The sequence below is a fragment of the Streptomyces sp. NPDC003248 genome, from assembly GCF_055563235.1.
In genome coordinates, this window is sequence record NZ_JBVHDT010000007.1 from 325,865 (window position 1) to 343,455 (window position 17,591).

A 17,591-nucleotide genomic window follows, 5' to 3' on the forward strand; every position below is an offset into this window, starting at 1 on the left:
ACCACCCGGTGGTCGTGATGGGCCACGGCGGCGGCGGGGCGCTCTCCGGCGAGCTGACGCGGCACCTGTTCGCCGCGGCGTACGGCAACGAGACGCTCGCCGCGCTCACCGACTCCGCCGCCGTCGAACTGGGCGGGGCGCGGCTGGCGTTCTCCACCGACTCCTACGTCGTGCGCCCGCTGTTCTTCCCCGGCGGCAGCATCGGCGACCTGGCCGTGAACGGCACGGTCAACGACCTGGCGATGAGCGGCGCCCGGGCGGCGTACCTGTCGACGGCCTTCATCCTGGAGGAGGGCGTCGCCCTGGACGTGGTCGGCCGGATCGCCCAGGCGGTGGGAGCCGCCGCCTCCGCCGCCGGGGTGGCGGTGGCGACGGGCGACACCAAGGTCGTCGAGTGCGGCCACGGCGACGGCGTGTACCTCAACACCTCCGGCATCGGTCTGATCCCGCCGGGCGTCGACATCCGTCCGCAGCGCGCCGCACCGGGGGACGTGATCATCGTCAGCGGGCCGGTCGGCGCGCACGGCGTGGCGGTGCTGAGCGTGCGGGAGGGGCTGGAGTTCGGCTCCGACGTGGTCAGCGACACCGCTCCGCTGGGCGGGCTGGTGGCCGCGATGCTGGAGGTGACGCCGGACGTCCACGTCCTGCGCGACCCCACCCGGGGCGGGCTCGCCACCTCCCTGTGCGAGATCGCCACCGCCTCCGGCACCGGTGTCTCCCTCACCGAGAGCGCCGTCCCCGTACCCGACTCCGTGGCCGCCGCCTGCGGCTTCCTGGGGCTCGACCCGCTGTACGTGGCCAACGAGGGGCGGCTGGTGGCCTTCGTTCCGCCCGAGCACGCCGACGCCGTCCTCGCCGCGATGCGCGCCCATCCGCAGGGCGCGGGCGCCGCCGTCGTCGGCCGCTGCGTGGCCGAACACCCCGGCATGGTCGTCGCCCGCACCGGCCTCGGCGGCACCCGCGTCGTGGACCTGCCGCTGGGGGAGCAGCTGCCGCGCATCTGCTGAGGCGACGGCGGCCGCGTGCGGCGCGGCGGTCGGTGTCGGCCGGGCGCGTGTACGGCCGACGGCCGCGTGCGCGCGGCGGCCCGTGTCGGCCGGGCGGCGTCCGGGCCGGTCGTCGGGGTTCGGGACGGCCGTCGGGGGTTCGGGCGGGCCGTCGGGGGGTCAGGCCTCGGCAGTCCGGCAGCCGTCGGGTTCGGGCCTCGGGTGGTCCGGCAGCCGTCCGGCCCGGGCGGCCCGCGTCGCCGCGGGCGGTCCGACCGGGCCGTCGGCGTCCGGGCAAACCGTCGGGGTCCCGGACCTCGGATGGTCCGGCAGCCGTCCGGCCCGGGCGGCCCGCGTCGCCGCGGGCGGTCCGACCGGGCCGTCGGCGTCCGCGCAGGCCGTCGGCGTCCGACCGGGCCGTCGGAATCCGGGCAGGCCGTCGGCGTCCGACCTGGCCGTCGGAATCCGGGCGCTGGGCGGTCCGGCAGCCGTCCGGTCCGGGGAGGGCCGCGTCGGTGTGGCGCGGTCCCGGCCGGGTGCCGGGGTGTCAGATCCGGTGGCCCCGGTCCTTCAGCCAACGGTGGACCGTCTCCTTGTCCGCCGGGGTGATCCGGACGGCACCGCCGATCCACGGGCCCTCGTCCTCGTTGAAGGCCGTGTCGGTGACGCGGGCGGTCACCCAGTGGGCCAGGTCCTGGGCGGAGCGGTCCGGGAGGGTGCCCCGCTCCCAGCCGGCGCGGGCCTCGCGGGCGGCGTCCGCGTCGTGCCGTTCGGTCTCCGCCAGCCAGGCCTCGACGAGCCGGTCGACGGTCCGGCGTTCCCCGGTGGGGGCCGGCCGGTGCGTGTCCTCGCTCTTCATGCGGGCCGGGTGCCCACGATGCGGGAGCCGGAGACGTACGGATCCGTCGTCGCGGTCCGTGTCGGCGGGGCGCGGCCGGGTACTCGATGAGCTCGCCGTCACGGCCTCGCCGGACGGTCCGCCGGACGCGGACCGGGCCGCGGGGCCGACCAGGAACAGGAACGAGGGGGCAGAGATGACGCAGCACGCGGACGACCACGCTCACGAACAGCACGCCGGCGTCGCGGAGCTGCGTCTGGCCTCCGGGGACCACGGCCTCGTCCCGCGGCGCGACCCGCTCGCCGAGAACCTTCCCCTCGACCGCAACCAGGCGATCCTCCAGGCCGCGAAGCAGGTCGGGGCGATCCTGAAGCGGAAGGGGCACCGGTTCGCCCTCGCGGGGAGCGTCGCGGTGTACGCCCACGGCGGCACCCAGAACCTCCAGCACGATGTCGACTTCTGCTTCCGTCCGGAGGACGCGGGGGACGTCGCCGAGACGCTGCGGGACGCCGGGCTGCCGGTGCACGCGCCGCCGGAGGACTGGCTGCTGAAGGCGAGCTGCCTCGGCCAGCAGGTCGACCTGATCTTCGAGCTGGCGCACCAGCCGGTCACCTCGGAGATGCTGGAGCGGGCCCAGGAGCTGTCGGTGGACTCGGTGTTCATGCCGGTGCTGTCGCCGACCGACCTGGTGCACAGCCTGGTCGCCGCCTTCTCCGAGCACCACTGCGACTTCGGGGCGGTGCTGCCGATCGCCCGGACGCTGCGGGAGCGGGTCGACTGGGACCGTGTGCGCCGGGCGTGCGGGGACGATCCGATGCCCGACGCGTTCTTCTACTTCCTGGAACGGCTGGAGGTCATCCCGCCGAGGCCGAAGGAGGAACAGCGATGAGGCCCCTCGCGGAGCACGCGGGCGGAGCCGGGGGCACCGGCTCCGCCCCCGGGAATCCCCGGAACCCTGGGAGTCCCGACAACCCCGAGAACCCCGAATACCGTGTCGCCCACCTGCGCGACCGGCTCGCCGCGGAGGAACTGGGCGAGCTGGGCGTACGCGCCGAGGTGCGGGCCGGGTCGGTCGTGGTGACCGGCACGGTGCCGTCCTCGGAGTGCCGGGAGACACTGCTGCGGACCGTCCGCGAGGAGCTGGCCGGGCTCGCCGTGCACACCGATGTGGTGGTGGCGGAGACCGCCTCCCCGGACCACGCGGAGGACCTGCCATGATCCGGGTCGCCGCCGTCGGGGACATCCACATGGGACCGGACAGCCAGGGCCTGCTGCGGCCCGCCTTCGACACCCTGCCCGAGTGCGCCGACCTGCTGCTGCTGGCCGGCGACCTCACCCGGCACGGCACGCCGGAGGAGGCGCGCGTGGTGGCGCGGGAGGTGCAGGGGCTGCCGGTGCCGGTCGTGGCGGTGCTGGGCAACCACGACCACCACGACGAACAGCCCGAGAAGGTCACCGCCATCCTCCAGGACGCGGACGTGACGGTCCTGGAGGGCGAGGGGACGGTCGTCGAGTGCGAGGGGACGCGCGTCGGGATCGCCGGGACGAAGGGGTTCTGCGGCGGGTTCGTCGGGCGCAGCGCCGGGGAGTTCGGCGAGCCGCTGATGAAGGAGTTCGTCCGCACCACCCGGCGCAGCGCGGACGCCCTGCGCACGGCGCTGGAGGAGCTGGACCGGGAGGGCTGCGACGTGCGGGTCGCGCTCACCCACTTCTCCCCCGTCGCCGACACCCTCGCCGGTGAGCCGTTGGAGATCTACCCGTTCCTCGGCAGCTACCTGCTGGCCGAGGCGATCGACACGGCGGGCGCCGACCTCTCCGTGCACGGCCACGCCCACGCGGGCACGGAGCACGGGATGACCGCGGGCGGGGTGCGGGTGAGGAACGTGGCCCAGCCGGTCATCCGCCGGGCGTTCAACGTGTACCAGCTGCACGGCGACTGACACCGGGGCGGTCTCCCCTCCGCCGGGAGCGCCGCCCGGACCCCTCCGGTCCGGCGCCGTTCCCCGGTCGCGTGGGGAGCGCCCGGTTGCGCGGCCCGTGTCCCCGGGGGCACGGGCCGCGCCGCGCGCACGCCGGGGCGCTGACACGTTCAGGTGATGATCGCCCGGGACCTGCCCGCCGGCCGGCCGCTCCCCCGTATCCAGGGCGCATGGATGATCTCCGTGCCCCTGACGACTCCCCTTCCCTCTCCCGCCGGCGGTTCACCGCCGCGGCCGGTACGGCCGGCGCCGCCGCCCTGACCGCGGTCCCGAGCCCGGCGACCGCCGCCCCGGCCCCGCAGGCCCCGAGCGCGCCGAGGTCGACGGCCGACTGGGCCACCTGCCTCGCCGTCGCGCGGGCGCTGCTGGTGGTCGACGAGCAGGACCGGCCGCTGGTCCCCGGTTATCTCAAGATCCTCGACTCCGGTCTGCCGCGCGCCGGGACGCGGACCGCGAAGAAGGTGCTCGTGGTGGGCGCGGGGCCGGCCGGGCTGCTGGCGGCCTGGCTGCTGAAGCGGGCCGGGCACCGCGTGACGCTCGTGGAGGCCAACGGCAACCGGGTCGGCGGCCGGATCAAGACCTTCCGCACCGGCGGGCACGAGCAGGCGCCGCGGGCGTTCGCCGACCCGCTCCAGTACGCGGAGGCGGGCGCCATGCGGCTCCCCGGCAGCCACCCGCTGGTGATGGCCCTGACCGACCGGCTCGGGGTGGAGCGCCGCCGGTTCCACCTGATCGACGTGGACGCCGAGGGCAAGCCGGTCAACAACGCCTGGCTGCACGTCAACGGCGTCCGCGTGCGCCGCTCCGCGTACGCCGCGTCGCCCCGCAGGGTCAACCGGTCCTTCGGGGTGCCCCGGAAGTACTGGGACACCCCCTCCTCGGCCATCCTGCGCGCGGCCCTGGACCCGGTCCGCGACGAGTTCAGCACCGTCGGCGCCGACGGCAAGCGCGTCGACAAGCCGATGCCGGAGCGGGTACAGGGCTGGGCCCGGGTCGTGCAGCGGTACGGGGACTGGTCGATGTACCGGTTCCTGACCGAGGCGGCCGGACTCGACGAGCGGACGATCGATCTCGTCGGCACCCTGGAGAACCTCACCTCGCGGCTGCCGCTCTCCTTCATCCACAGCTTCATCAGCGCCTCGCTGATCAGCCCGGACACCGAGTTCTGGGAGCTGGTCGGCGGCACGGCCACGCTCCCGGACGCGTTGCTGCGGGAGGTCTCCGACGTGCTGCGGCTGGACCGGCGCGCGACCCGCGTCGAGTACTGGGCGCCGGACGGGCGCGGCACCGACGGCACCGCGCACGTGCGCGCGGACGGCCCGCACGTCTGGATCGACACCGTCTCCGAGGGCCGCGACGGCGAGGTCGTGCGCGAGCAGTTCACGGGGGACGCCGCGATCGTCACGGTGCCGTTCTCCGGGCTGCGTCAGGTGCAGGTCAGGCCGCTGATGTCGTACAAGAAGCGGCGGGCCGTGGCCGAGCTGCACTACGACAGCGCGACCAAGGTGCTGCTGGAGTTCGCCCGCCGCTGGTGGGAGTTCACGGAGGCCGACTGGAAGCGGGAACTGGACGCCGTGCGCGCCGGGCTGTACGACGACTACCGGGCGGGCCGGGTGCCCGACGACGGGAGCCTGCTGGGCGCCCACCCGTCCGTGCCGCGCGGCCACATCAGTGCGGCGCAGCGCGTGCACTACGCCGCGCACCGGTGGGCGACCCGCGACGAGCCCGAGGCGGCGCACATCGTCGGCGGGGGTTCGGTGTCCGACAACTCCAACCGGTTCATGATCAATCCGTCGCACCCGGTCGAGGGCAGCGCGGGCGGTGTCGTGCTGGCCTCCTACAGCTGGGCCGACGACGCCTCGCGCTGGGACTCCCTCGACGACGACGCGCGCTACCCGCACGCCCTGCGCGGACTCCAGCAGGTGTACGGCCGGCGCGTCGAGGTCTTCTACACGGGCGCCGGCCGCACCCAGAGCTGGCTGCGCGACCCGTACGCCTACGGGGAGGCCTCCGTGCTGCTGCCCGGCCAGCACACGGAACTCCTGGCGGCGATCCGCACGCCCGAGGGGCCGCTGCACTTCGCCGGCGACCACACCTCGGTGAAGCCGTCGTGGATCGAGGGCGCGCTGGAGTCGGCGGTGCGGGCCGCTCTGGAGGTGCACCGGGCCTGACCCCCGCGCGGGGCCGGTACCGGCGGGAACGCCGGAGCGGCACGGGACCGGTACCGGCGGGAACGCCGGAGCCGCGCGGACGCCGATGCAGGGGAGTGCGTCCGCGCGGCGGTCGGGGGGGGGTGGCGCCGGTCAGACGGTCGCGCGGACGGCCTCGCGGATGAGGTCCGCGACGTCCTTGGGCCGGGACACCGCGACGGCGTGCGAGGCGCCCTCGATCTCGACGACGGTCGCCCCGGCCCGCTTGGCGCCGAAGCGCTCGACCTCGGGGTTGATGGCGTTGTCCCCGCCGGCGATCAGCGCCCAGGAGGGCTTCGTCCTCCAGGCGGCCGCGGTGGCGGTCTCCTCGAACGCGGCGGCGGCCAGCGGGCGCTGGGTCGCGGCGAGGACCTTGGTGACCTCGGCCGGGACGTCGGCGGCGAACACCGACGGGAAGGCGTCCTCGGCGATGGTGACCTCGACGGCCGGCTCGCCGCCCGGCACCGGGTACGTCCACTGCTTGAGGTTGCTGACCAGCGGCGACAGCGGGAAGCGGCCCTGGAGCTCGCCCAGGCTCTCGCCCTCCTCCAGCGCGTAGGCGGCGACGTAGACGAGACCGACGACGTTCTCCGTGACACCGGCGACGGTGATCAGGGCGCCGCCGTAGGAGTGGCCGACGAGGACGACGGGGCCGTCGATCTGCGCGGCGACCGAGGCGACGTAGGCGGCGTCGGAGGCGAGCCCGCGCAGCGGGTTGGGCGGGGCGATCACGGGGATGCCGTGGCTCTGGAGCTCGGCGACGACGCCGGACCAGCTGGCCGCGTCGGCGAACGCCCCGTGGACGAGGAGGACGGTGGGCGTGGTGGTGGTCATGGTGGTGCGTGCCCCTCGGGTCAGGCGGAGTGGAGGGCGCCGCGCAGGGTGGCGACGGCCTGGTTGATGGCGGCCTCGGCGCCGTGCGTCGAGCGCAGGGCGTTGAGCATGACGAAGTCGTGGATGACGCCCTGGTAGCGGACGGCGGTGACGGGGACGCCGGCCGTGCGGAGCTTGTTGGCGTAGGCCTCGCCCTCGTCGCGCAGGACGTCCGCCTCGGCGGTGATGACCAGCGCCGGGGGCAGGCCGGTGAGCTGCTCGGTGGTGGCGCGCAGCGGGGAGGCGGTGATCTGGGCGCGCTCGGACTCGTCGGTGGTGTACTGGTCCCAGAACCACTGCATGCCGTCGCGGCGCAGGAAGTAGCCGGTGGCGAACTGGTGGTAGGAGCCGGTGTCGAAGGCGGCGTCGGTGACCGGGTAGAAGAGGACCTGCTGCACGATCGGGATGCCGCCGCGTTCCTTGGCCATCAGGGTCAGCGCGGCCGCCATGTTCCCGCCGACGGAGTCGCCCGCGACGGCGAGGCGGGAGGCGTCCAGGCCCTTCTCCGCGCCCTCCTCGACGACCCACCGCGCGACCGCGAAGTTCTGCTCGATGGCGACCGGGTAGCGGGCCTCGGGCGAGAGGTCGTACTCGGGGAAGACCACGGCGGCCGAGGCGCCGACGGCGAGTTCGCGGACGAGGCGGTCGTGGGTGTGGGCGTTGCCGAACACCCAGCCGGCGCCGTGGATGTAGACGATCACCGGCAGGGTGCCGGTGGCGCCGGCGGGCTTGACGATGCGGGCGCGGACGCTGCCCGTGGGTCCGCCGGAGACGGTGATCCACTCCTCGTCGACGGCCGGCTTGTCGATCTCGCCGGACTGGACCTCGTCGACGGCCTTGCGCCCCTCCGCCGGCGGCAGGTCGAACAGGTACGGCGGGTTGGCGGTCGCCTCGGCGAACGCGGCGGCCTCGGGCTCCAGTACCGGTCGGACCGGCTCGACGACGTCGGACATGGGTGTCTCCTGCTGTTGGCGGTGTGCTGTCTTGCCCCGGCACGCTATGGCGGCCGGGCGGCCGCGGATGGTCCGCGTGTGCACCGGCACTGTCCTCACAGCGCACGGAAAGGCGGTGCACTGCCGGGCCCGGCGTGCGGTGCGCTGTGGGCGCCCCTACCGGCGGTGCCCCGTGAGGCCCTACGTGCGGTGCCCTGTGAGGCCCGACGTGCGGTGCTCCCGGGGAACAGCCTGGTGCCGTCGGGCCGGTTCGGCCAGTCGGCGCGGTGGGACGGGAACCGGCGTCGGCGCGGAGACGCGGGAGCGGTGTGCGCCGCCGCCGACGGCGTGTCCGTCGATCGCGGGAGCAGCGGGAGCAGCGGGAGCATGTCACATCGGGTCGGCGGTGTCGGTCGGCAGGCCGGTCACGTGCCGCTGCTCACCCGTGCGGCCGGGGCCCGCGTGGTGTCTCAGCCCCGCGCGGCGGCGTCCCGCCACTCGCGCGGGGACATGCCGTAGGCGGTGCGGAAGACCCGGCTGAAGTGGGTGGCGCTGGTGAAGCCCCAGCGGCCCGCCACGGCCGCTATGGTCCGGCCGCCCCGGCCGTGGCGCACCAGGTCGCGCCGGCACTCCTCCAGACGGCGGCGCAGGATCCAGCGGCCGACCGTGGTGCCCTCGTCCTGGAAGAGTCTGTGCAGGTAGCGCACGGAGATGTGGTGGGCTCGGGCGATGGTCTCCGGGGACAGGTCCGGTTCGGTCAGGCGGAGTTCGACGTACTCCAGGATCCGGACCAGCACCGGTGCCCGCCCGTCCGGTGTGCGCGGCGCGTGCGCCTCCAGTTGCTCCGCGGCCAGGGTGGCGAGCAGGTTCACGGCGTTCCAGGCGAGCATCTCGCCGACGTGCGGCCGGGCCGCGTGGGCGGTGCGGGCGAGGTCGGACAGCAGCGGCGACAGCAGCGTGCCGAGCCGGGACGACCGGGCGACCGGCGTCCGCGCGATCCGCCGGGCGTCGGCGGGCGTCAGGGCGAGCAGTTCGCCGGGGACCAGGAACACCGTCGCCCGGAACCGCTCGGGGACGTCGAGTTCCGCCGGGTGGCGGGCGTCGTAGAAGCAGAGGTCGCCCGGTGCGAGGGGCAGGGTGAGCGGGTCGGGGTCGGGGGGTGCCGGGGCGCCCCGCACGCCGACGAAGAGGTACTCGCCGCCCTCGGTGGCGCGCAGCCGGTGCGCGGGGTACGGCGAGCGCTCCCCCGGCAGCGGGCCGGGGCCGCGCTCGCCGGTCACGATCTCGACGCCCGGGGGCGTGCGGCGGACCCGCGGGCCGATGGTGCTGGTGATGGACATCCGCCGTTGCCTCCGGAGCGACTGTCGGTCTCGTCGTCCGGACCGTAGGCAGGGCCGGGTGCAAAAAGAGTGACATTGCGGTGAGAACCGCAGGTCGGAGCCTTGTTCCGCCCTTTACCGGAGGCGCGGGGCGGCCTAGGTGGCCTCCTCCTGGGCCCGCTCCGCCGCGAACACGCGCAGCAGGTCGTGCAGGCCGTAGCGGCCCGGTGCGTGCTCGGTGACCAGGTGGGCGTCGGCGAGTTCGGCGAGCAGCAGGCGGGCGCGGCGCACCGGGAGGCCGGTGAGCGCCGCGGCGCCCGCCGGGGTGAGGACGGGGCCCGGATGGCGGGGCAGGAGGCGGAACAGGCGGGCGCTGTCCGGCGGGAGCCGCCGGTAGGAGCCCAGGAAGGCGGTGCGCGGGTCGGACGGGAGGCCGGGGGCGGTGAGGGTGTCGAGGGTCCGCCGGGGGTCGCGGAGTCCGGCGGCGAGGGCCGCGAGGGGCACGTCGGGGCGGGCGGCGGCGTGTGCGGCGACGGCGGTCAGGGCCAGCGGCAGCCCGCCGCAGCGGGCGGCGATCTCGTCGGCGGCGCGCGCTTCGGCGGCCCGCCGGCCGGCGCCGACGCGCAGCGCCAGCGCCTCGCGGGCGTCCTCGGCCGGCAGCGGGTCCAGGCGCAGCGGGCGGGCGCCCGACGCGATCAGGCCGGGCAGGGCGTGGCGGCTGGTGACCAGCGCCAGGCAGCCCGGTGCCGCGGGCAGCAGCGGACGCAGCTGTTCCGTGCCGGCGGCGTCGTCGAGGAGCACGAGGACGCGCCGGCCGGCCAGCAGGGTGCGGTACCGGCCGGTCAGGGCGGCCAGGCCGTCCGGCAGGAGCGGGGCGGGGACGCCCAGCGCCGCGAGCATGCCGCGCAGCGCCTCCTCGGGCCGCAGGGCGGGCCGGCCCGGGGTGAACCCGTCCAGCGCGACGTGGAGCAGGCCGTCCGGGAAGCGGTGGGCGGCGCGGCGCGCCCAGCGCACGGCGAGCGCCGTCTTGCCGACGCCCGCCATCCCGCCGATCAGCACGGCCGCCGACGTGCCTTCCCCGTCCTCCGCCGGGCCCGTGTGGGCCGTCAGCCACGCCAGCTCGGCCCGGCGGCCGGTGAACGCGACGGGGTCCGCGGGCAGGTGGGCGGGGCGGGCGGCGGGGGCGGGTGCCGGCGCCCCGGGGGCGGTGCCGAGCCGCAGGACGGGCACGGCCCGTCCCACGTCCACGGCCGGCCCGGACCGCAGCCTGCCCACCTCCTGGCGCAGCACCCGCGTGTGCGCCGCCGCCAGTTCGGCGCCGGGCGCGATGCCGAGTTCCGCCGTCAGCCGCCTGCGGACGTCCTCGTACGCCGTCAGCGCCTCCGCCTGGAGGCCGCAGGCCGCCAGCGACAGGACCAGCCGGGCGTGCAGCGCCTCGTCGAGCGGGTCGAGTACGGCGGCCCTGCGCAGGGCGGGCAGGACGTGCTCGGCGCGGCCGCACAGCAGGGCGGCGTCGGCCGCGAGCCCGGCCGTGTGCAGGAGTTCGCGCTCGACGGCGGTGAACTGGACGTGTTCGCGCGCGGACGCCGGGATGCCCATCGCCACCGGGCCGCGCCACTGGCCGAGCGCCTCGGTGAAGCGCCCGGCCGCCGTCTCGGGCCGTCCGGTGGCCGCGGCCCGCTTGCCCTGCCGGGTCAGTTCGCGGAAGCGCAGCAGGTCGACCTCGTCCGGGTCCGCCTCCAGGAGGTAGCCGCCGGGATGCCGGCGCAGCCGTCCGCCGGGGGCGCGGGGCGGCAGCTCCGGCTCCAGCAGCCGGCGCAGCGCACCGGCGTACCGGCGCACGACGTTCAGTGCGCTGGCGGGCGGGCGTTCGGCCCACAGCACGTCGAGGATCTCGCCCGTCGGCACGGGCCGGCCGGTGTGGGCCAGGAGCAGGGCGAGGAGGGCGCGCTGCTGGGGGAACCCCAGGTCGAGCTCATGTCCGTCCCGCCACGCCCGCACGGGCCCCAACACCTCGAACCGCACCGCCGACCTTCCCCTTCCGTCCCCGGCACCCGGCGCCATCCTAGGAACGCGTGCGGCGGGCGGCGGGGCCGGGGCGCGGCGGGGCCTGCCGCCGGGTGACTGGTGGCGGGTTCCGGGCAGGGACGCGGGGGGGGCGCGGGTGGCGGGGCGCGGGGTGGCGGGGCGCGGGGTGGCGGGGCGCGGGGTGGCGGGGCGCGGGGTGGCATGCCGGATGCGGCCGGGGCGGCGGGGGGGGCGGGGCGCGGGCACGGGCAGCGGGTGCCGGGGGCAAGTCGGGCGCGGCCGGAGCAGCGGGTAGCGGGCGGGCGGCGGGCACCGGCAGCGGGTGCCGGGGGCGGCAGGCCAGGGCGGCGGATGGCGGGCGGCAGACCGGGCGCGGCAGATGGCGGGCGGCAGACCGGGCGCGGCCGGGGCGGCGGGTTCCCCGCGCGCGGACCCGCCGGCGGTCGGCAGGCGTCGGCGCGGCCGGTCGCGCCGGGCCGGACGGGGCGCGATCTGTTCGGCGTCGGGGTGGCCCAGAGACCGGGGCGCGGTGGCCCCCCACCGCCGGACGGCTGGTGGCGGGTTCAGGCGGCGGACGCCGGACACCGGCAGGGGACGCCGCAGGTGGCGAGCCTGATGCGGCCGGGGCGACGGGCGGCGGAGGCTGGGGGTGGCCAGCCGGATACGGCCGGGGAGGCGGGTTCCCGCGCGGACGCGCCGGTGGTCAGCAGGCGCCGGCGCGGCCGGTCGTGCCGGTGAGGCGGGCCTCGATCCGTTCGGCGTCGGGGTGGGCGAGGGACTTGAGCAGGGCGAGGGCCTCCTTCCAGGCGGTGTGGGCGCCGTCCCGGTCGCCCATGGCCTGGTGGGTGTCGCCGAGGCGGCCGAGGATGTCCGCCTCGGTGTAGGGCACGCCGAGGTCGCGCAGGAGGGCGAGGGCGTTGCGGTAGCCGAGCAGGGCGTGCGGGTGGCGGCCGAGGTGGTGGTGGGCGTAGGCGATGCTGTCCCAGGTGACGGCCTGCCCGTAGCGGTCGCCGAGCTCCTGGAGCATGGTCAGTGCTTCGGAGCAGTGGGTGAGGGCCCGCTCGTGCTCGCCGAGCAGGGCGTGGTACCAGCCGACGGAGTTGAGGACGGCGGCCTGCGCGGCCCGGTCGCCGAGGGCGCGGAACAGGCCGAGGGCGAGCTGGTTGTGGCGCAGGGCGCCGGGGAGGTCGCCGCGCTGCTCGCTCTCCCAGCCGAGGCTGCGGTGGGTCTGGGCGCGGCCGGTGTCGTCGCCCAGCGCGGTGAAGAGCTCCAGGGCGCGTTCCAGGCGCGGGACGGAGTCCTCGTGCAGTCCGAGGCGGCCCTCGATGCGACCCAGCGCGCGCAGTCCGCGGGCCAGGAGGCCGGGGTCGTCGAGGCGGCGGGCGGCGTCGAGGGCGGTGCGCTGGACGGCGAGTCCGTCGTGCCAGTGGCCGCGCCGGTCGAAGAACGGCTCCAGCGACCAGGCCAGGTGGCAGGCGAGCCGTTCGTGTCCGCGGGCGGCGGCCGTCTCGACGACGGCGAGCAGCACCGTGTGCTCCGCGGTGAGCCAGGCCAGGGCCCGGTCGACGTCGGCGAGCGGCTCGGGGTGGACGCCGTCCGGAGCGGGCGGCGGGGGCGGCGGGTCGGAGTGGGGGGCGAGCAGCCGGTCCGCGGCGTGGGCGGTGTGCAGGTAGTGGTGGTGGAGCCGCTGGAGGGCCGCGTGCCGTTCGTCCTCGGTGTGCCGCTCGTCGAGCAGTTCGGCGGCGTGGGCGCGCAGCAGGTCGTGGAAGGCGTGGCGGCCGGGGCTGTGTTCGGTGACGAGGTGCAGGGCGGTCAGTTCGGCCAGCAGGGGCCGGGTCCGGCGCACCGGCAGGCCGGCCAGCGCGGCCGCCGCCGGCAGGGAGAAGTCGGGGCCGGGGTGCAGGGCGAGCAGCCGGAACAGGCGGGCGGCCTGCTCCGACACCTCCCGCGAGGACCAGGAGAACACCGTGCTCACGTCGGCTGAGGCGTCGGAGCGGGCGAAGGCGTCGAGGCTGCCGTGGGCCTCGCGCAGTTCGGCGGCGATGGCCGCGAGCGGGAAGTGGGGGTGGGCGGCGGCGCGGGCGGCGACACAGGCGAGGGCGAGGGGCAGCCCGGCGCACAGGGCGCCGATCTCGTCGGCGGCGCGCGGCTCGGCCTCGACCCGGCCCGCGCCGAGGCGGCGGACGAGGAGGGCCCGCGCCTGGTGGGGGCCGAACGGCCGCAGTGTGAGGGCGTGGGCGCCGGCGGCGGACACCAGGGAGGACAGTGCGTCGCGGCTGGTGACGAGGGCGAGGCAGCCGGGCGAGCCGGGCAGCAGCGGGCGGACGTGGTCGCTGTCGCGGGCGTTGTCCAGGACGACGAGGACCCGCCGTCCGGCCAGCGTGCTGCGGTAGAGCGCGGCCTGCGCGGCCAGGCCGTGGGGCACGCGTTCCGGCGGCACCCCGAGGGCGTCCAGGAACCCGCGGACGGCCTCTCCCGGCTCCACGGCCGCGCCGGACGGGTCGAAGCCGCGCAGGTTCACGTAGAGCTGTCCGTCGGGGAAGCGGTGGGCGACCCGGTGGGCGCAGTGGACGGCGAGGGTGGTCTTGCCGACGCCCGCCATGCCGTCGATGGCGCTGATTACGACGGTGTCCGGGCCGGGCCCGTCCAGGCCCGGCAGGGTGAGCAGTTCGTCGAGTTCGGCGTCGCGCCCGGTGAAGGCCGGTATGTCGTGCGGAAGCTGGGCCGGGACGGGGAAGGAGGCGGCCGGCGCGACGGGGACGTCCGGCGCGACGGTGCCGCCGTCCGCCCCGGCGGCCGGGGCGGACGGCGGCACCGTCTCCCGGTCCTCCCACGGCACCGTCTGCCACTCCTCCCGCAGCACCGTCTCCCGCGCCTCCCGCAGCTCCGGCCCCGGGTCGATGCCCAGGTCGTCGGCCAGCCGCCGCCGTACGGCGTCGTAGGCGTCCAGCGCCTCGGGGCGGCGGCCGGCGGCCGCGAGGGTGAGGATCAGGCCGGCCTGAAGGGGTTCGTCCAGCGGATGGCCGGCGGCGGCGAGGCGCAGGTCGGGCAGGACCGCGTCCGGCGTGCCCGCGCGCAGGGCGGCGCCGGCCGCCTCGCGGAAGGCCGCGAGCCGCTCCCTCTCGGCCGCGCCGAACGCCGGATGGGCGCGGGCGTGCGCGGGGATCCCGGCGGCGACCGGGCCGTGCCACAGCGCGAGCGCCTCGGTGAGCAGGTCCAGCGCCCGCGCGGGCGACTCCCGCACGCTGTGCCGTCCGGCCTCCCGCAGCGCCCGGAAGGCCAGCAGGTCGAGCGAGTGACCGTCCGTCACCAGGCGGTACCCGCCCGCGTCCCGCAGCAGCCACCGGCCCTCGGCGCGGGGGGCGAGCGAAGGTTCCAGCAGCCGGCGCAGGGTCCCGACGTGGCGCCGGACCACGTTGACCGCGCTGCGCGGCGGGTCGGCCCCCCACAGCACGTCGACGATCTCGTCGACGGCGACCGGTTGTCCGGCCCTGACCAGCAGCAACGCCAAGAAGGAACGTTCCTGCGGACCTCCGGGCTCCAGCTCGGCGCTCCCCCGCCACACCCGCACGGGCCCCAGGACCGCGAACCGCACCGGCTCCGGGCGCGCGTCGTCCGCCCGTAGGTTCCGTTCGTGCCTCACGCGACGGGACTGTACGTCAGGGAGATCACCGACAGTCGCCCAGGGGGACGGGGATCAGGCCTCACGGGGAGCGAGCGGGTACGCCGCAGCCCGGGCACCGCAGCCCGGGCACCGCAGCGCGGCTCAGCCCTCTTCCGCGCGCTTCAGGGCGTCCACGAGCGCCCGGTGGATCTCGTCGGGCAGCCAGCGGCAGTGGGCCCCCTGGACCACGTACTCCGCGACCTCCCGCAGCTTGGTGTTGGTGTGCTGGGAGATCTCCTTGAGGACCTCCCAGCCCTGCTCGGGGCGGAGGTGGCCGACGGCGACGACCACGCCGATCGCCTGGTCGACGACGGCGTGGGAGACCACGGCGTGCCTCAGCCGGCCGATCTCCTCCTCGAGGACACCGATCCGCTCGTTGAGCTCCTCCTCCGTGGTCATGGCGGGCCGCCTCTCCTCCGCGTCCGGGAACCGTGCGGGCGATCGGGGGCGATCACCGTGCCATCCGTCCCATCCTGCCCCCGCCGGCACCGCCGCGCCGCACCGGGAACGAACGGCATCGCCGGGTCGGTACGGAAAACGAATGCGGTCCCCGATGCCGGGCAGGCGGGGAGGGCGGACGGCCGGCGCCCCGTGCCCCGCCGCGGGCGGGCGGCGCGGCCGCCGGGCCGCACGCCCCGCGCGGCGCGGGGCACCACGGACACCGGACGGGGCCGAGATGAGCACACTCTTCTTCGACAGCGACGACCTGGGCCTGACCGAGGACTTCCTCAGCCGGGCCTACGCGCGCATGCACATCGGCAGCAACGCCCCGGGGGCCGGGCGGGCGCGGATCACCCGGGCCGCCGCCCCGTCGGTGACCGTGGACGAGCTCGACCTGGACTTCGAGATGAGCTACTCGGTCACGCCCCTGGGGCGGATCTGCCTGTGCCTCGTCCACGACGGGACCATCCGGGACCACGTCGTCGGCGGCGGCGTCGAGGACGCCTTCGGCCCGGGCGACGTGGTGTCGTTCGCGCCGCCGGAGCTGCCGTACTCGGGCCGTGTCTGCAACGCCCGCTACAACATCACGATGCTGGATCCCGGTCTGCTCGCGCAGGTCGCCGCCGGCGCGCCCGGGCACCGGGCCGGACCGGTGCGGCTGACCGGCCACCGGCCGCACTCCCCGGCCGCGGCCCGGCACCTGAGCCGCTCCATCGGCTACCTGCGCGACGTCCTGTCCGACCCCGGCCTCGCCGGCCAGCCGCTGATCGCCTCGACGGCCGCGCAGCACCTGGCGGCGGGGGTCCTGGCCGCCTTCCCCAACACGGCGCTCACCGACCCCACCCCGGCCGACCGCAACGACGCGCACCCCGCCACCCTGCGCCGCGCGCTCGCCCACATGGAGGACCACGCCGACGAGCCCCTCACCGTCGCCGACATCGCCGCGGCCGCCCATGTCACCGTACGGGCCCTTCAGTACGCCTTCCGCCGCCATCTGGACACCACGCCCCTGGCCCATCTGCGCCGGGTGCGCCTGGCCCACGCCCACGCCGACCTGCTGGCGGCGGACCCGGCGGACGGCACCACGGTCACCGCCGTCGCGGCCCGCTGGGGCTTCTTCCATCCGGGCCGCTTCGCCACCCTGTACCGCGCCGCGTACGGACGTCCGCCGCGCCGGACCCTAGCCACCGGATAGCGAGCGGCCCCCCGCGGGCCGTCACGAGCCCGCGGGGGGCCGGGTCCGCGGGGGGCCGGGTCCGCGGAGGGCCGGGTCCGGGGGGTGGGGGCCGGGTCCGCGGAGGGCGGCCAGGTCCGCGCCGGCCGCCCGCTCACTCCAGGCGGCGCTGGTCCTCCTCGCTCCACGCCCGGGTGTCGCGCGGCGGTACGTACGGCTCCTCGCCCTCCGGCAGCCCGCCCGCCACGGCACGCTGGCGGGCCATCTCCGCGTCGAACTCCAGACCGAGCAGGATCGCGATGTTGGTGATCCACAGCCACACCAGGAAGACGATCACACCGGCGAGCGTGCCGTAGGTCTTGTTGTACGAGGCGAAGTTCGCCGCGTAGAACGCGAAGCCGGCGGAGGCGATCATCCAGATCAGCAGCGCCAGCACGCTGCCCGGGGTGATCCAGCGGAAGCCGCGCCCCTTCACGTTCGGCGCGGCCCAGTACAGGAGCGCGATCATCATGGTGACCAGGACGACGAGCACCGGCCACTTCGCGATCGACCACACCGTCAGCGCGGTGTCCCCGATGCCGAGCGCCTCGCCGGCCCGGCGGGCCAGGCCGCCGGTGAACACCACGATCAGGGCGCTGATCACCGCCAGGACGAGCAGCACCACCGTGACGCCCACCCGCACCGGCAGCACCTTCCACACGGGGCGGCCCTCCGGCATGTCGTACACGGCGTTGGCGCTGCGGATGAACGCGGCGACGTAGCCGGAGGCCGACCACACCGCCAGGACGATGCCGACGACCGCCATGATCGAGCCGACGCCGCCGCGGCCCTGGAGCTGCTGCACCGCGTCGCTGATGATGTCGCGTGCCGAGCCCGGGGCCAGTTTCCGCACGTTCTCCAGGACCTGGTCCGTGGCGGATCGGCCGGCGACGCCCAGCAGGGACACCAGCACGAGCAGCGCCGGGAACAGCGACAGCACTCCGTAGTACGTCAGGGCGGCCGCGCGGTCGGTGAGCTCGTCGTCCTGGAACTCGCGCACCGTGCCTTTCAGCACCGCCAGCCAGGAACGTCTCGGCAACTGGGTGGGCTCGTCGGGTGCCCGTCGCTCCACCTGCTCGTCCGGGCCCGGCGTCGGTCGGGGTTTCGATGTCCGTGCCATGGGACCGGA

The 17,591-nt window shown here is 76.3% G+C and carries 14 protein-coding genes; 6 read left to right on the forward strand and 8 right to left on the reverse strand.

Features of this window, described 5'->3' with window-relative positions; genetic code table 11:
• Positions 1–17: 17 nt before the first annotated feature.
• Positions 18–1,007, forward strand: a complete 990-nt coding sequence (gene hypE, locus ACZ3KJ_RS19450) for a hydrogenase expression/formation protein HypE (RefSeq protein WP_467528616.1) — start codon at positions 18–20, stop codon at positions 1,005–1,007.
• A gap of 526 nt (positions 1,008–1,533) precedes the next feature.
• Here the strand turns inward: hypE and ACZ3KJ_RS19455 are convergent.
• Positions 1,534–1,845 (reverse strand): hypothetical protein, encoded by a 312-nt coding sequence (locus tag ACZ3KJ_RS19455; RefSeq protein ID WP_467528441.1) that lies wholly within the window; start codon positions 1,843–1,845, stop codon positions 1,534–1,536.
• 175 nt (positions 1,846–2,020) lie between these two features.
• Between ACZ3KJ_RS19455 and ACZ3KJ_RS19460 the strand changes: the two genes are divergently transcribed.
• From ACZ3KJ_RS19460 to ACZ3KJ_RS19475, 4 genes are all read left to right on the forward strand, one after another.
• Positions 2,021–2,713 carry a nucleotidyltransferase domain-containing protein gene (locus ACZ3KJ_RS19460; RefSeq protein WP_467528443.1) on the forward strand — a complete coding sequence of 231 codons (693 nt, stop codon included), beginning with the start codon at positions 2,021–2,023 and terminating at the stop codon, positions 2,711–2,713.
• Positions 2,710–3,042, forward strand: a complete 333-nt coding sequence (locus ACZ3KJ_RS19465; RefSeq protein WP_467528444.1) for a BON domain-containing protein — start codon at positions 2,710–2,712, stop codon at positions 3,040–3,042. The genes ACZ3KJ_RS19460 and ACZ3KJ_RS19465 overlap by 4 nt, the downstream gene beginning before the upstream one ends.
• A complete protein-coding gene (locus tag ACZ3KJ_RS19470) occupies positions 3,039–3,764 on the forward strand; it encodes a metallophosphoesterase family protein (protein WP_467528446.1) in 726 nt (241 codons plus the stop codon). The genes ACZ3KJ_RS19465 and ACZ3KJ_RS19470 overlap by 4 nt, the downstream gene beginning before the upstream one ends.
• Positions 3,765–3,973: 209 nt before the next feature.
• Entirely contained in the window at positions 3,974–5,974 is a 2,001-nt protein-coding gene (locus ACZ3KJ_RS19475) for a flavin monoamine oxidase family protein (RefSeq protein WP_467528448.1), read from the forward strand.
• 132 nt (positions 5,975–6,106) lie between these two features.
• Here ACZ3KJ_RS19475 and ACZ3KJ_RS19480 read toward each other — a convergent pair whose 3' ends face one another.
• From ACZ3KJ_RS19480 to ACZ3KJ_RS19505, 6 genes are all read right to left on the reverse strand, one after another.
• Positions 6,107–6,826, reverse strand: coding sequence for an alpha/beta fold hydrolase (locus ACZ3KJ_RS19480; RefSeq protein WP_467528450.1), 720 nt, complete (start codon positions 6,824–6,826; stop codon positions 6,107–6,109).
• 20 nt (positions 6,827–6,846) lie between these two features.
• Positions 6,847–7,818 (reverse strand): alpha/beta hydrolase, encoded by a 972-nt coding sequence (locus tag ACZ3KJ_RS19485; protein WP_389516810.1) that lies wholly within the window; start codon positions 7,816–7,818, stop codon positions 6,847–6,849.
• 449 nt (positions 7,819–8,267) lie between these two features.
• Complete coding sequence (locus ACZ3KJ_RS19490) at positions 8,268–9,137, reverse strand: helix-turn-helix domain-containing protein (RefSeq protein ID WP_467528453.1); 870 nt, start codon at positions 9,135–9,137, stop codon at positions 8,268–8,270.
• A 135-nt stretch (positions 9,138–9,272) separates the two neighbouring features.
• Positions 9,273–11,117 (reverse strand): AfsR/SARP family transcriptional regulator, encoded by a 1,845-nt coding sequence (locus tag ACZ3KJ_RS19495; protein WP_467528454.1) that lies wholly within the window; start codon positions 11,115–11,117, stop codon positions 9,273–9,275.
• 730 nt (positions 11,118–11,847) lie between these two features.
• Positions 11,848–14,787 (reverse strand): AfsR/SARP family transcriptional regulator, encoded by a 2,940-nt coding sequence (locus tag ACZ3KJ_RS19500; RefSeq protein ID WP_467528455.1) that lies wholly within the window; start codon positions 14,785–14,787, stop codon positions 11,848–11,850.
• 123 nt (positions 14,788–14,910) lie between these two features.
• Entirely contained in the window at positions 14,911–15,207 is a 297-nt protein-coding gene (locus ACZ3KJ_RS19505; protein ID WP_467528457.1) for an ANTAR domain-containing protein, read from the reverse strand.
• A 277-nt stretch (positions 15,208–15,484) separates the two neighbouring features.
• Between ACZ3KJ_RS19505 and ACZ3KJ_RS19510 the strand changes: the two genes are divergently transcribed.
• Entirely contained in the window at positions 15,485–16,444 is a 960-nt protein-coding gene (locus ACZ3KJ_RS19510) for a helix-turn-helix transcriptional regulator (RefSeq protein WP_467528458.1), read from the forward strand.
• A 133-nt stretch (positions 16,445–16,577) separates the two neighbouring features.
• Here the strand turns inward: ACZ3KJ_RS19510 and ACZ3KJ_RS19515 are convergent, their stop codons facing one another.
• On the reverse strand, positions 16,578–17,582 hold the full coding sequence (locus ACZ3KJ_RS19515) for a YihY/virulence factor BrkB family protein (protein ID WP_467528460.1): 1,005 nt from the start codon (positions 17,580–17,582) through the stop codon (positions 16,578–16,580).
• Positions 17,583–17,591: the final 9 nt, after the last annotated feature.